General features: G+C 65.7%; 14 protein-coding genes. 13 read left to right on the plus strand and 1 reads right to left on the minus strand.

The genetic code is table 11. From position 1 onward, the window contains the following. Positions 1–2: 2 nt before the first annotated feature. The 13 genes from ilvD (at position 3) to serA (ending at position 13,612) form a co-directional block, all read left to right on the plus strand. Positions 3–1,697, plus strand: a complete 1,695-nt coding sequence (gene ilvD / locus QMK22_RS07185) for a dihydroxy-acid dehydratase (RefSeq protein WP_283496933.1) — start codon at positions 3–5, stop codon at positions 1,695–1,697. 68 nt (positions 1,698–1,765) lie between these two features. Then, positions 1,766–3,559, plus strand: coding sequence for an acetolactate synthase large subunit (locus QMK22_RS07190; protein ID WP_283496934.1), 1,794 nt, complete (start codon positions 1,766–1,768; stop codon positions 3,557–3,559). Positions 3,560–3,561: 2 nt separating this feature from the next. Beyond that, positions 3,562–4,071, plus strand: coding sequence for an acetolactate synthase small subunit (ilvN, locus tag QMK22_RS07195; protein ID WP_283496935.1), 510 nt, complete (start codon positions 3,562–3,564; stop codon positions 4,069–4,071). A 42-nt stretch (positions 4,072–4,113) separates the two neighbouring features. Beyond that, complete coding sequence (gene ilvC, locus QMK22_RS07200; protein WP_283496936.1) at positions 4,114–5,142, plus strand: ketol-acid reductoisomerase; 1,029 nt, start codon at positions 4,114–4,116, stop codon at positions 5,140–5,142. A gap of 114 nt (positions 5,143–5,256) precedes the next feature. Next, the gene (locus QMK22_RS07205) at positions 5,257–6,174 is read left to right on the plus strand and encodes a hypothetical protein (protein WP_283496937.1); all 918 of its coding nucleotides are present in this window, start codon (positions 5,257–5,259) and stop codon (positions 6,172–6,174) included. Then, positions 6,171–7,112 carry a hypothetical protein gene (locus QMK22_RS07210; protein ID WP_283496938.1) on the plus strand — a complete coding sequence of 314 codons (942 nt, stop codon included), beginning with the start codon at positions 6,171–6,173 and terminating at the stop codon, positions 7,110–7,112. The genes QMK22_RS07205 and QMK22_RS07210 overlap by 4 nt, the downstream gene beginning before the upstream one ends. A 27-nt stretch (positions 7,113–7,139) precedes the next feature. Continuing rightward, the gene (locus QMK22_RS07215; protein WP_283496939.1) at positions 7,140–7,793 is read left to right on the plus strand and encodes a DUF998 domain-containing protein; all 654 of its coding nucleotides are present in this window, start codon (positions 7,140–7,142) and stop codon (positions 7,791–7,793) included. Between the two features lie 52 nt (positions 7,794–7,845). After that, a complete protein-coding gene (locus QMK22_RS07220) occupies positions 7,846–9,084 on the plus strand; it encodes a S8 family serine peptidase (RefSeq protein WP_283496940.1) in 1,239 nt (412 codons plus the stop codon). 22 nt (positions 9,085–9,106) lie between these two features. Further along, positions 9,107–9,340, plus strand: a complete 234-nt coding sequence (locus QMK22_RS07225) for a hypothetical protein (protein ID WP_283496941.1) — start codon at positions 9,107–9,109, stop codon at positions 9,338–9,340. A 215-nt stretch (positions 9,341–9,555) separates the two neighbouring features. Next, positions 9,556–10,854, plus strand: a complete 1,299-nt coding sequence (locus QMK22_RS07230) for an Nramp family divalent metal transporter (RefSeq protein WP_283496942.1) — start codon at positions 9,556–9,558, stop codon at positions 10,852–10,854. A gap of 83 nt (positions 10,855–10,937) precedes the next feature. Continuing rightward, positions 10,938–11,474 (plus strand): hypothetical protein, encoded by a 537-nt coding sequence (locus QMK22_RS07235; protein ID WP_283496943.1) that lies wholly within the window; start codon positions 10,938–10,940, stop codon positions 11,472–11,474. Next, positions 11,471–11,878: a bacitracin resistance protein gene (locus QMK22_RS07240; RefSeq protein WP_283496944.1), complete on the plus strand. Its 408-nt coding sequence runs from the start codon at positions 11,471–11,473 to the stop codon at positions 11,876–11,878. Before QMK22_RS07235 ends, QMK22_RS07240 begins: the two co-directional genes overlap by 4 nt. 141 nt (positions 11,879–12,019) lie before the next feature. Next, positions 12,020–13,612, plus strand: coding sequence for a phosphoglycerate dehydrogenase (serA, locus tag QMK22_RS07245; protein WP_283496945.1), 1,593 nt, complete (start codon positions 12,020–12,022; stop codon positions 13,610–13,612). Positions 13,613–13,724: 112 nt separating this feature from the next. Here the strand turns inward: serA and QMK22_RS07250 are convergent, their stop codons facing one another. Beyond that, positions 13,725–14,282, minus strand: a complete 558-nt coding sequence (locus tag QMK22_RS07250) for a TetR family transcriptional regulator (protein ID WP_283496946.1) — start codon at positions 14,280–14,282, stop codon at positions 13,725–13,727. Positions 14,283–14,488 lie beyond the last annotated feature (206 nt).

A 14,488-nucleotide genomic window follows, 5' to 3' on the forward strand; every position in this document is an offset into this window, starting at 1 on the left:
ACATGTCTGAGATCGATGTGAAGCCCCGTAGCCGCGACGTCACCGACGGGATCGAGGCCACCACGTCTCGTGGAATGCTCCGTGCTGTCGGCATGGGCGACGCCGATTGGGACAAGCCCCAGATCGGAATTGCGAGCTCGTGGAACGAGATCACGCCGTGCAACCTATCCCTGGATCGCCTGGCCCAGGCCGCCAAGGAGGGCGTGCACTCCGGTGGCGGCTACCCGCTGCAGTTCGGAACCATCTCCGTCTCCGACGGAATCTCGATGGGCCACGAGGGCATGCACTTTTCCCTGGTCTCCCGTGAAGTGATCGCCGACTCGGTTGAGGTCGTTATGCAGGCCGAACGCCTCGACGGCTCCGTGCTGCTGGCCGGCTGCGACAAATCGCTGCCCGGCATGCTCATGGCCGCCGCTCGCCTCGACCTCGCGAGTGTCTTCCTCTACGCCGGATCGATTGCGCCGGGCTGGGTCAAGCTCAGCGACGGTACCGAAAAAGACATCACCATCATCGACTCCTTTGAAGCCGTCGGCGCCGTCAAGGCCGGCCGCATGAGCGAAGCGGATGCCAAGCGCATCGAATGCGCATTCGCTCCGGGCGAAGGCGCCTGCGGTGGCATGTACACCGCCAACACCATGGCCAGTGTCGCGGAAGCCCTCGGAATGAGCTTGCCCGGTTCGGCGAGCCCGGCATCCGCCGACCGTCGCCGCGACTACTTCGCGCACCGCTCCGGCGAGGCCGTCGTCAACATGCTTCGCCTCGGCATCACCGCGCGCGACATTCTCACCCGCAAGGCGTTCGAGAATGCCATCGCCGTGGCCATGGCCTTCGGCGGTTCGACCAACGTCGTGCTGCACCTGCTCGCCATCGCCCGCGAGGCGGAGGTTGAGCTCGACCTCGACGACTTCAACCGCATCGGCGACAAGGTGCCGCACATCGGCGACCTGAAGCCGTTCGGCAAGTACGTCATGAACGATGTCGACCGTCAGGGCGGTGTTCCCGCGGTGATGCGGGCGCTGCTCGAAGCCGGCCTCATCCACGGCGACGCGCTCACCGTCACCGGCAAGACCGTGGCCGAGAACCTGGCCGAGATCGACCCGCCCGCGCTCGACGGCGAGGTGCTGCGCACCCTCGACAACCCCATTCACAAGAGCGGTGGTATCACCATCCTCAAGGGAACATTCGCGCCCGAAGGTGCCGTGGTGAAGACCGCCGGATTCGATGCCGCCGTGTTCGAAGGCCCGGCTCGGGTGTTCGAGCGTGAACGCGCCGCAATGGACGCGCTGACCGAGGGAAAGATCTACAAGGGTGACGTTGTCATCATCCGTTATGAAGGCCCCAAGGGTGGGCCGGGCATGCGCGAGATGCTCTCGATCACTGCCGCCATCAAGGGCGCAGGCCTCGGCTCCGATGTACTACTATTAACGGACGGTCGATTCTCAGGCGGCACAACCGGACTGTGTATCGGCCACATAGCACCCGAAGCGGTGGACGCAGGTCCAATTGCCTTCGTGCGCGATGGGGATCTGATACGGGTCGATATCGCAGCTCGCACGCTTGACCTACTGGTCGCACCTGCGCAGCTGGCCGCCCGCCGAGATGGCTGGGCGCCTCTTCCCCCGCGCTATACCCGTGGCGTACTCGCGAAGTACTCGAAGCTCGTGCATTCCGCGGCTGAAGGCGCCATCACCGGCTAGCTTTTGTGCCCGGCGGGCACACTGTTACATGTCGAAACGACCGATTTCGAAGTAGGGATTTAACGACCATGACCACGGAAACCACGCCCGTGCCCTCGGCCCCCGCGTCTGCGGAACCGGAGATGCTCACCGGTTCGGGTGCGATCATTCGCACGCTCGAGCTGCTCGGCGTCACCGATGTCTTCGGCATTCCCGGCGGTGCCGTCATTCCGCTCTACGACGAGCTCATGACGCAGAACAAGATCCGCCACATTCTGGTGCGTCACGAACAGGGTGCCGGCCACGCCGCCGAGGGCTATGCCTCGGCTACCGGTCGCGTCGGCGTGGCGATTGCCACGAGCGGGCCCGGAGCCACCAACCTCGTCACGGCGATAGCGGATGCCTACATGGACTCCGTTCCGCTGCTCGCGATCACCGGCCAGGTGTTCTCAACCTCGATGGGAACGGACGCCTTCCAGGAGGCCGACATCATCGGCATCACCATGCCGATCACCAAGCATTCCTTCCTCGCCCGCCGCGCCGAAGAAATTCCGGCCGCGATCGCCTCGGCCTATCACATCGCCTCGACCGGGCGCCCCGGTCCGGTGCTCGTGGACATCACCAAGGACGCGCAGCAGAACCTGGCGCCGTTCATCTGGCCACCCCAGCTCGACCTGCCCGGATACCGCCCGATCGTCAAGGCCCACGGCAAGCAGGTGCAGGCGGCAGCCCAGCTACTGCTGAACGCGAAGAAGCCCGTGCTCTACGTCGGTGGTGGTGTCATTCGTGCCCACGCCTCGCCCGAGTTGCTCGCACTGGCGGAAGCGACCGGCGCGCCGGTGGTCACCACGCTCATGGCCCGCGGAGCTTTTCCCGACTCGCACCCGCAGCACCTCGGCATGCCGGGCATGCACGGCACGGTTCCGGCCGTGCTCGCGCTGCAGGAGAGCGACCTCATCATTTCGTTCGGAGCACGCTTCGACGACCGGGTAACCGGAAAGATCAGCGAATTCGCACCGAACGCGAAGATCGTGCACGTTGACGTCGACCCGGCGGAGATCTCCAAGATCCGTGTGGCCGACGTACCCATCGTCGGTGATGCCAAGGACGTCATTGCCGACCTGACTTTGGCCTGGGCTGACGCAGCCCAGGGCGCCGCGCCGGACACCACCGAATGGTGGACGTACCTGCACGGTCTGAAGGCGGAGTTCCCGCTCGGTTTCACCGAGCCCACCGATGGCTTGCTGGCCCCGCAGTACGTGATCCAGCGCATCGGCGAGCTCACCGGCCCCGAGGCGGTGTACGCGGCCGGTGTCGGCCAGCACCAGATGTGGGCGGCGCAGTACATCAAGTACGAGCGCCCCAACTCCTGGCTCAACTCCGGCGGCGCCGGCACCATGGGCTACTCCGTGCCGGCCGCCATGGGCGCCAAGGTCGCCGAACCCGACCGCGTGGTCTGGTCGATCGACGGCGACGGCTGCTTCCAGATGACCAATCAGGAACTCGCCACCTGCACGATCAACAAGATCCCGATCAAGGTCGCGATCATCAACAATTCCTCGCTCGGCATGGTGCGGCAGTGGCAGTCGCTGTTCTACGACGGACGCCACTCCTTCACCGACCTCAACACCGGTCACGGCACCGCCATGGTGCCCGACTTCGTCAAAATGGCGGATGCCTATGGCGCGCTCGGTATTCGGGTCACGAGCAAGGACCAGGTTGATGACGCCATCAAACTGGCCCTCGCCACCAACGACCGCCCGGTCGTTATCGACTTCATCGTGAGCCCTGGCGCCATGGTGTGGCCGATGGTGCCGCAGGGTGTCAGCAACAGTTTCGTTCAGTACGCCAAAGACCACGCACCGACCTGGGGAGAAGAGTAACCGTGACGAGCCACGTTCTGAGTCTGCTGGTTGAAGACAAGCCCGGCCTGCTCACGCGCGTCGCCGGCCTGTTCGCGCGTCGCGGCTTCAATATTGAAAGTCTCGCCGTCGGGCACAGCGAGATCCCCGGCCTGTCCCGCATCACGATTCTCGTCGACGTCGAAGACGTGCCGCTCGAGCAGGTGACCAAGCAGCTGAACAAGCTGATCAACGTCATCAAGATTGTGGAGTTGGACGGCGCGCAGTCGGTGCAGCGCGATCACCTGTTGATCAAGGTCAAGGTCGACAACTCGACCCGCTCCCAGGTGCTCGAAGCGGTCAATCTGTTTCGCGCCCGCGTCGTCGATGTCTCCACGGATGCCGTCGTCATCGAGGTCACCGGGGGAGCGGGCAAGACCCAGGCGCTGCTGCGGGTGCTCGAGCCGTTCGGTATTCGCGAGCTCGCCCAGTCCGGTCTGCTCGCCATCGGCCGCGGATCCAAGTCCATCACCGAACGAGTCTTCAAAAACTAACGCTTCAGCTTTTCTAACAATCAATTCACGAGGAGAAACACATTGTCTGAGATTTTCTACGACAAAGACGCCGACCTGTCGATCATTCAGGGCAAGAAGGTGGCCGTCATCGGCTACGGCTCGCAGGGCCACGCCCACGCGCAGAACCTGCGCGACTCCGGCGTCGAGGTCAAGATCGGCCTGAAGGACGGCTCCAAGAGCAAGGCCAAGGCCGAAGAGGCCGGCTTTACCGTTCTCTCCACAGCGGATGCAGCAGCCTGGGCCGACGTCATCGTCATCCTGGCACCCGACCAGGTGCAGCGTCACCTGTACAAGGACGACGTGCTGCCGAACCTCAAAACCGGCAAGGCACTCGTCTTCGGACACGGTTTCAACATCCGCTTCGGTTATATCGAAGCGCCCGAGGGCGTCGACGTCATCATGGTCGCCCCCAAGGGACCGGGCCACACCGTGCGTCGCGAATTTGAAGCCGGTCGCGGCGTTCCCGTGATCGTCGCCGTGGAGAAGGACGCATCGGGCCAAGCCTGGCCGCTCACCCTCAGCTACGCCAAGGCGATCGGTGGCCTGCGCGCCGCCGGCATCAAGACCACCTTCACCGAAGAGACCGAAACCGACCTGTTCGGTGAGCAGGCTGTTCTCTGCGGCGGCACGTCGCAGCTCATCCAGTACGGCTTCGAGGTGCTCACCGAGGCCGGCTACCAGCCGCAGGTGGCCTACTTCGAGGTGCTGCACGAGCTCAAGCTCATCGTTGACCTCATGTGGGAGGGTGGCATCGCCAAGCAGCGTTGGAGCGTCTCCGACACCGCCGAGTACGGCGACTATGTCTCCGGCCCGCGCGTGATCGACCCGAGCGTCAAGGAGAACATGAAGGCCGTTCTCGCCGACATCCAGAGCGGCGCATTCGCCGAGCGTTTCATCGCCGACCAGGACAACGGCGGCGTGGAGTTTCTCGCCCTGCGCAAGAAGGGCGAAGAGCACCCGATCGAGGCCACCGGCCGCAGCCTGCGCAAGCTGTTCGCGTGGAACGCGTCGAACGACGACGACTACACCGACGGCTCGGTCTCGCGCTAGCGACACCCGCTTAACCGGGTAGAAGGGGCCCTCGATTTCGGGGGTCCCTTCTGCTGTCGATGACGCCCTGTGTTGATAACACCGCAGTAACGCCACCGGGTGTGCACTCTTCCCATGAGGGCAGCGGGCCGAATTATCGTGCTGGCGGCAGCCTGCGCTGCCCTGCTCCCCGCGTGTGCCGGTCCTGGCCAGAGCGACGCCCGCATCGATGCCGGGAGCGGTTCTGGCGTGACCGCTGCTCCGGACAACGGCGACACCGCCGCTGACCTCGTAACCGCTGACCCCGGTCGCGCCGACCCGGGCATCGCCGACCCGGGCACCGCAGGCCCCCGACCGCCCGGTCCGGCGGCACCCGACGACCCTGGTGCCGAGGGGACCACCGTTTTGTGGCTTCCCATCGGACCGGTGAGCCCGAGCGATCCGCCCCCGAACTTCTGGTACTCCCTGCTGCAGAACCGGGACTGCGAGTTGCTCGCCGCCAACGATACGAGCGCTGACCCGCTCTGGAGCGCGGCCAGCGCACTGTGCACGGCGGTCGTGACCGACAATGCGCAGGACTGGACCCGCGGGACCACGCAGCTCACCGCCGTACCGGCCCCGGCCGCCACCGACTGTCTGGGGCGAGCCGTGTACACGACGCTCACCGCCATCGCCGAAGCCCACCGCCGCAATCCGGCAGAACGCCTGGACCCGGTCGCGCCCGGCGCCGGCACGGCCTGCCCACTCGGCCTCGACGGGGTGTCCAGCAGCGGGATCAACAGCCCCGATCCAGACCCGCACACCTCGGTCTGCGGCGGTGCGGAACTGCTGTTGGCCGGCCGATTCCTGGTCGTTGACCGCGTCGAGGTCGGCGGCAGGAGCGTCGATGTGCGGCGGGCCGGCGAAAACAGTTTCTTCTTCATCACCCCGGCGTCCAGCTCCGGTGTGCAGGAGATCACCGCCTGGGGCCCGGACGGTCGGCTGCCGGGCACGGCCACGATCACGGTCGACGGCGACCCGGCGACCTGCTCCGCGACCGGATCAGGGCAGTGAGACGCCCTCATCGCCGACGCGCGCGTGCTGCCGACGCGCGTGCTGCCGACGCGCGCGACCCCGACGAGCCCGATCAGGCGGTAGCCGGGGAGGCCACGCCGTGGGTGAAAGCGGTCACGGTCATCTCCGCCATCGGACCCCCCGTGACGGTCGTCACCGCCCTCCTGCTCTACTTCGGCTGGGCGCGCACCGACAGCCAGGCACGGGCGATGGGGCTCGACGTGAGCCTGTTCGGCTACAGCCCGCAGGACTACATCCTGCGCAGCATCAATTCCCTGTTCCTGCCGCTCATCGTTCTGCTCGGGCTGGGCGTCGCGGTCACCGGCATCCGGCGAGCCCTGGGCCGACGCGCGGATGGCGAGCGCGGTCGAGAAACGGTGCGCCGGGGCGCGGGCGTCGTGGCCGTGGCCGCCGCCGTGGTCGCGGTCGGGCTACTCATCCTCGTGCTGACCCGCCCGCTAGACAGCCACGTGTACGTTCCCTATGCCCTGGCCGCCCTGGTCTGGCTCGTCGCGGATGCCACCCGCCTTCGCCGGCGGGCCGCTGCCCGCGCCGCCCTCACCCGGGAACAGCGCGCCGTGGAGACCACGCTGGTTCTGTGCATCGTCACGTTGCTGCTGTTCTGGGGCACCGCCGATTTCGCGCAGACCGTCGGGCGCTCGCTCGCGGCCCGGTACGAGCAGTCCGTCGGTACGCTGCCGCGCGCCGAACTCGTCAGCCCGCACCGCCTGGCCATCAATTCCCCCGGCGTCACCGAGCGGTCCGTGGGCACAGCGGATGCCCCGCTCTACCGCTATTCCGGGCTGCGGCTGCTGGTGCTCAGCAACGGCCGGTTCTTCTTTCTGCACGACGGGTGGACCCTGGCGCGCGGCCGGATCGTGATCGTGCCGGATGACGGCGCCGTGCACTTCGAATTCGGAAACGGACCGGCGCCGTAGTCCGGCCCGGTGTGGAAGGCTGGGCGGATGGCATCAGGGAACAGAGTCCGGCGCGCCTGCGCGACAGCCGCCATGGTCGGGGTGGTGTTGTACGTGCTCATCGACGTGGTGTTGCAGTTTCTGCCGCCGCATTACAGCCCGATCAGCGACGCCGAGAGCAACCTCGCCGTCGGTCCGTATGGCTGGATCATGAACATCAACTTTTTGGGCCGCGCGGCATTCTGCGTCGCCGTCGTCATCGCGATTCTCCTCACCGCGCGGGTGCTGGTGCCCGAGCGTCGGGATCCGATGCTCGGCCTGGGGCTCGTGCTGTTGCTCGTGGGGGGAGCCAGCTCGGCTGTGCTCGCCTTTTTTCCCACCGATGTCAGTACCTCCCACGAAAGCACGTTGCAGACGTCAACCCAGGTCGGCGCTGTGCATCTCGCCGTCGCGTCCTTCGGCTTCGTCACGGCTCTCGTCGCGATCGTGCTGCTGACACTCTGGCTGCGTGTGAACCGGGTCTTGCCGCACGTACTGCCGTGGGCGACCGCGTTCGCCGCACTCACCCTCACCGGCCTGCTTCTCGTCGTCGCGGCGAGCCAATGGCTGCCCGGGGTCGTCGGTCTCGCTGAACGCATTGCGCTGGTCGGAATTCTGGGCTGGACCTTTTCGGTGAGCGCCGGCACGGTAACGCCTCGGTAACGCGGCGCGTGGCATTCTCGCCTCAAGAATTTTTTTCTGAGAGGAGAAGCGCATGCTGGAACCTGAAGATTTCGCGAGCGGAGGCGGTGAGCGACAGGGGAACGGCCCCGAGACGACGGGTCGTTTCATCGTGGTCTTCGACGACGACGTCACCGATCCCGGAGAGGTTCTGCGCACGGCGGCGGGACTATCGGACGTTGCGAATTCGCGTGATTTCGCCGACCAGGCGGTGGACCCGTCGAAGACCGGCATCGCCGACGCCACCGTCTTCGCCACGCTCGGCATCGCCGTGGTCGAGGCCGACCCGAACCAATTCGCGGCCCTGCGGGACGCAGCAGGAACCGGCGACCGCCGGATCCAATCCGTGTCCCCGGAACTGGTGCACCATGCCCTGCTCGACACGGCCGCGCGCACCACGGTTGCGGCACCGAGAATCTTTCAGGATTCCACGGACTTCACCTGGGGGTTGCAGGCGACACAGGTCCCCACCTCCGGCTTCACCGGGCTCGGCATCAAGCTCGCGGTGCTCGACACGGGTTTCGATGCCGCACACCCCGACTTCTCGGGACGCGGTGTCACCATGCAGTCGTTCATTGCCGGGGAGACCGCTCAGGACGGTCACGGGCACGGAACGCACTGCATCGGCACCTCCTCCGGCCCGAAGTCTCCTGCTGCCGGACCCCGGTATGGGATCGCGTTCGAAGCGGACATTCTGGCCGGTAAAGTGCTCAGCAACCTCGGATCAGGAACCGACGGCGGCATCATCGCCGGGATAAATTGGGCCGTCGCAAACGGATGTGCCATCATCTCGATGTCGCTGGGAGCCGACGTACCCCAAGTGCACCCGCCGTACGTCGCGGCCGGCCGCCGAGCACTCGACCTGGGGTCCCTCATCATCGCCGCGGCGGGCAACAACGCTGATCGCATGAATTTCGACTACGGCTTCGTCGGCCCGCCGGCCAACAGCCCTTACATCTCGGCCGTCGCGGCACTCAACCAGCAGCTGGACATGGCATTTTTCTCGGCGCGAAGCCTGCCGGTGAACGGCGGTCAAGTGGATGTCGCGGGGCCCGGCTGGCAGGTCTACTCCTCCTGGATTCTCCCCACGGCCTACCGCATCATTAGCGGGACCAGCATGGCAACGCCGCACGTGGCCGGACTCGCCGTCTTGTGGGCGCAAGCGACGGGGTACCGTGGTCGGGAATTGTGGGCCACGATGGCGCAGGACGGTCGACGGTTGCGGGAGCCATCGTTCGACGTCGGAACCGGCCTGTTGCAGGCACCACAGTGATCCTGGAAGCCGGAGGTGACCGGTGATTTCCGTCAGCATCGTCGTCGACGACTCCCACACGGCCGGGATCGTTGACGTCGCCGCGCGGCTGCGTGCGGCCGGAATGTCGGTCGAGAACGTGCTCGACACGGTCGGAATCATCACCGGATCAGTCTCGGAGCAGCAGCTGGGCGCACTGGGCCGTGTGGAGGGCGTGGAATCCGTCGATCGCGACCGGCAGGTGCACCTGCCGCCGCCGGAGGACGACGTGCAGTAGCGGTCGGAAGAAAGAGTGGACATCGACTGCCCGGCCGTGCCGGGAAGCGGACGGTAGCTATCTCGACGAGAGCGGCCGCCGTTCTCGGGCTGTTCGTGCCGGTTCGGCTCAACGGCACGTCCGCATCGTTGCTCACCAACCCCGATCGGGGGCCTTAGGGTGGGGAAGGTGCCCCGGGATCCGGCGCACCTCACGACGACGTCAGGACCCTGTACATGAGCTCCCAAGGAAACTCCGGCGACGGTCTCGCCGTCGCTGATCCGGCTGTTGCAGACGGCCCCCTGCCCAAGTGGAAGATCGTCGGCCCCGGACTCGTCGTCGCCGCGACCGGAGTCGGGGCCGCCGACATGGTCGCCACCCTCGTGGCCGGCTCGCGCTACGGTTATGCCCTGCTGTGGGCGGTCATCCTCGGCGTGATCCTCAAGATCGTGCTGGTCGAGGGCGCCGGCCGGTTCACGCTCGCCACCGGCAAGACCATTTTTGAGGGCTGGCGCACCCTCGGTAAGTGGACCACCTGGTACTTCGGCCCGTACATCATGCTGTGGGGCTTCGTCTACGGTGCTACGGCGATGTCGTCGGCCGCACTGCCGCTGGCGGCGCTGTTCCCGGTCTTTCCGCTGCCGGTCTGGGCCGTCGCGATGGGCCTCGCCGGACTGGCCATGGTCTGGTTCGGGCGCTATGCCATCTTCGAGAAGGTCACCGCTGCCCTCGTGGGCATCATGTTCATCACCGTCGTCGGCCTGGCCGTCATCGCCGTACCCGACTTTCCGGCCATGCTGCGCGGTCTCGTGCCGATGATTCCCGAAGGCGGCGTGCTCTACACACTCGCCCTCGCCGGCGGCGTCGGCGGTACCATCACCCTGGCTGCCTACGGCTACTGGCTGCGCGAAAAGGGCTGGTCCACTCCGCGCTGGATGAAAGTCATGCGCATCGACAACCGCATGGCCTACGTCATGACCGGAATCTTCGTCGTCGCCATGCTTATCGTGGGCGCCGAAGTCGTCGCAGCCGCCGGCATCACGCTGAGCGCCGGCGACAAGGGCCTCGTCGACCTGTCGACGGTGCTCAATGAAAAGTACGGCGTCGTCGTCGGTACCGGGTTTCTGGTGGGCTTCTGGGCGGCATCCTTCTCGTCGATCATCGGCGTGTGGAACGGCGTGAGCCTCATGTTCGCCGATTTCTGGGGCAACATGCGCGGCAAGAAGTCCGGCCACCCTGACACGCTGGTCGGTGGTAAATACTTCAAGTTCTACCTGTTGTGGCTCACCTTTCCGCCGATGATTTTGTTTCTGCTCGGTTCGCCGATCGGGCTCATCCTCGCCTATGGCGTGCTCGGCTCGCTGTTCATGCCCTTTCTCGCCATCACCCTGCTCGGCCTGCTCAACAGCAAACGTGTGCCGAAGGAATGGCGCAACAAGTGGTTCACCAACATTGCCCTCGGTATCTGCGCGTTGCTCTTCATCGTGCTGGGCGTGCAGCAGCTGATCACGGCGCTCACGCCCGTGTTCGGTTAGTTTCAGCGGTTTGTTTCAGCGGTTAGGGCCGCAATCGGTGCCCCGATCGGGCACCGATCGCGGCAACCGGATACTCTGGGGAAATGAACCCGACACGCGACAACGATGCGCTGAACTGGGCCGGTGATGACGATCCAAGTCTGACCCCCGGAGGCGCCGAACGGGATGCTCCCGAACCGCGTGGTCTGCCCGAAGGGTGGACCATTCCGCAGCAACCGACCTCGGGGCAGCACCCGGCCGATACCGTGCAGACGGCCGCCACCGACACCGATACCGGCACGGATATCGACGAAGCGACGGATGCCGACGGCGCCGAACCCGAGTCAGCCCCCAGCTCGGTGGCACTGGTCGGCATGGGGATCCTGGCCGGCGTGTATCTGCTGTACACGATCGGGTGGTTCATCGGGGTCGCCCGCATGGAGAAGCCGATCAGTGACCCCGTTGCCGAATTCATGTTCTCACTCGGCGCCTGGCTGGCCGTGGCAGCGCCCCTGATCTGGTTCGGAGTCACCTATTGGCTCACGACGAGCCACCCGCGTGCCCGACTGGCCTGGTTGCTGTTCGGCGTCATCGTGCTCGCTCCATTGCCATTCATCGTCGGATCGGGAGCAGGCTCATGAGTGACGCAGGCACCATCGACTCCGGCGGCAGCATCCGCTCGGGTGGCAGCAGCGAAGCCGGCGCACCGACGGCGACCCGTCGCCGACCGCCGCGCTGGCTGCTGCTCACAATCGCGGCTTTCTTCGCCCTGTTCTACGCCTACGACATCTGGGAAGCCATCGGCAACCTGGTCGGGCTCAACCTGCAGGCCCAGTCCCTCGACACCCAACTGAGCGTTTTCGGCTGGGCTGTGCTCATTGTCGGGGTGCTGCTGCCGGTCGTGGTCTACGCCATCGCGTACCGGCTCGGACAAAACCGGGCCTTCGGCGTGCAGGCGCTGACCCTGCTGGTGGGGCTCTGCGCGGTCGCGGCCATCTCGATCAACATGGCCGCCGTCTTCGGCTTTGCACGGTTGATCGTCTAGTCCCGGACGGCCGGCACCCCACCCGGTGGAGTCGGTCTGTTACGCCGCTGCTTCGAGGACTATGGTGCAGCCGGTAGGGTGGAATACGAATAGCGCACTTTCTCGCGCCACCGAACCATGCTATCTAAGGATCCGATTTTATTGTCGAAGCCCGTCGTCCTGATCGCCGAAGAACTTTCTCCCGCCACCGTCGATGCCCTCGGGCCCGACTTTGACATTCACAACGTCGACGGCACGGATCGCTCCGCGCTGTTCGCCGAGCTTGCCACTGCGCAGGCAGTTTTGGTGCGTTCCGCCACCAAAATGGATGCCGAAGCTATCGCCGCTGCGCCCTTTCTGAAGGTCATCGCCCGTGCGGGCGTCGGCCTCGACAACGTTGATATCAAGGCCGCCACCGCGGCCGGCGTTATGGTCGTCAACGCTCCCACCTCCAACATCATCTCGGCCGCCGAGCTGACCGTTGGACACATCCTGAGCCTGGCCCGTCACATTCCGGCCGCCTCCGGCGCGCTGGCCGATGGCCAGTGGAAGCGCTCCAAGTACACCGGCGTCGAGCTGTACGAGAAGACCATCGGCATCATCGGCCTCGGCCGGATCGGTGCGCTCATCACCGCCCGCATGCAGGCGTTCGGGACCAACGTCATCGCCTACGACCCCTACATCACCTCGGCCCGCGCCCAGCAGCTCGGCGTGACCCCGGTCAGCCTCGACGAGCTGCTCGCGCAGTCCGACTTCGTCACGATCCACATGCCGAAGACCCCCGAGACCACCGGCATGATCGGTGCCGCCCAGCTCAAAATGATGAAGCCGACCGCGTTCGTCGTCAACGTCGCCCGCGGCGGACTCATCGATGAAGAGGCGCTGCACGAGGCCCTCCTCGCCGGCACCATCGCCGGTGCCGGCCTCGACGTGTTCGTCAGCGAACCGCCGACCGGGTCGCCGCTGCTCGGACTCGAGAACATCATCACCACGCCGCACCTCGGTGCCTCGACCGATGAAGCTCAGGAAAAAGCGGGAGTGTCCGTGGCCAAGTCCGTGCGCCTCGCGCTCTCGGGTGAGCTCGTTCCCGACGCGGTCAACGTGGCCGGTGGCGTCATCGACTCGTACGTGCGCCCCGGCATCCCGCTGGTCGAGAAGCTGGGTCAGGTGTTCTCCGGCCTCGCCGCACACAGCCCGCTCACGAGCGTGGACATCGAGGTGCACGGTGAACTGGTCGAGTACGACGTGAGCGTGCTCAAGCTCGCCGCGCTCAAGGGCATCTTTACCAACGTTGTCAGCGAAACCGTTTCGTATGTCAACGCTCCGCTGTTGGCCGAGCAGCGCGGAGTGAGTGTGCGCATGCTCACCGACGCCGAATCGCCCGACTACCGCAACGTCATCACCCTGCGAGGCGCCCTCGCCGATGGCTCGCAGGTCTCCGTCTCGGGTACCCTCACCGGTACCAAGCAGATTGAGAAGATCGTCGGAATCAACGGCTACGACGTGGAAGTGCCGTTCGCGAAAAACCTCATCGTCATGATTTACGCTGACCGCCCCGGAATCGTTGCCGTCTACGGCCGTGAATTCGGCGAGGCCAACATCAATATCGCCGGTATGCAGGTCGCCCGCGACGTGGCCGGCGGCAAGGCACTCAGCGTGCTCACGGTTGATTCCGAGGTTCCGGCCGGGCTGCTCGCCTCGGTGCGCGCCGCGATCGACGCCGAGATCATGGTGGAGATCGACCTCACCGAGTAAAGCTGATCAGAACGGATGCGAGTGGGCGCCTGCCAGTCAGGTGCCCACTCGTTTTTTCTTGCCGCGAACTTTTAACGGCCTGCGGCTCGGCGGGGTTCGTTCGCCCGAATTCTTAGGGGCGCGGCAGCAGCCGGTCGATGACGCCGATCAGGCGGTCCATGGCCGCGCCGTCCTCCGCGCGGAGGTCGTTCTCCGCGAGCGAGGAATTTACGTACAACCCGTCACTGATGAGCATGATGGCCTGAGCCGTATCCGGGTCGTGAACGGCGTCTTCAATGACCTGCAGCCAGCGGCGACGAATATCGGACAGGACTTGCATGGCGCGTAAGTCGCGCCCCTGGGCGAGGCGGGAGCCGGCGATATAGGCACGATCCAGCGGGCTGCCGGTGTGCACCGAGGTGCGAATGAGGTAGTCGATCGGGCCGGCCGGGGCGGTACGAATATTCTCGGCGTCTTCGTTGGCGAGCGCATCGAGCCGAGCGAGCATCCCGTCGATGAGGGCATCCTTCGATGCGAAGTGATAGAGCAGGCCCCCCTTGGACACCGCGGCGGCGGCGGCGACGGCGTCAAGCGTTGCCGACCGTTCCCCGCCCTCGACCAGCAACTCCGCAAAGGCGTCAAGAAGTCGATCCCGGGTGGGAACGGTGAGGTCAGGCGCAGATTTTGGCATAGGGGCCATGGTAACGAACACGCAGACTGTCGGTGAAGCGCGGAGGGCTGACTCGACAACTATACCGTCTAGCCGGTACAGTGGAATTCGGTTCGACCCGTCGAGTCGAGCGCTCCGTATTCAAGATGTAACCGAGAAAGTGAACGAGATCGTGTCTGCCCCCGTCGTCCCGACCAATTCCATTGTGCTGCCCGGCCCCGCCCGAG

The organism is Cryobacterium sp. PH29-G1 (assembly GCF_030063365.1).
GTDB lineage: Bacteria > Actinomycetota > Actinomycetes > Actinomycetales > Microbacteriaceae > Cryobacterium.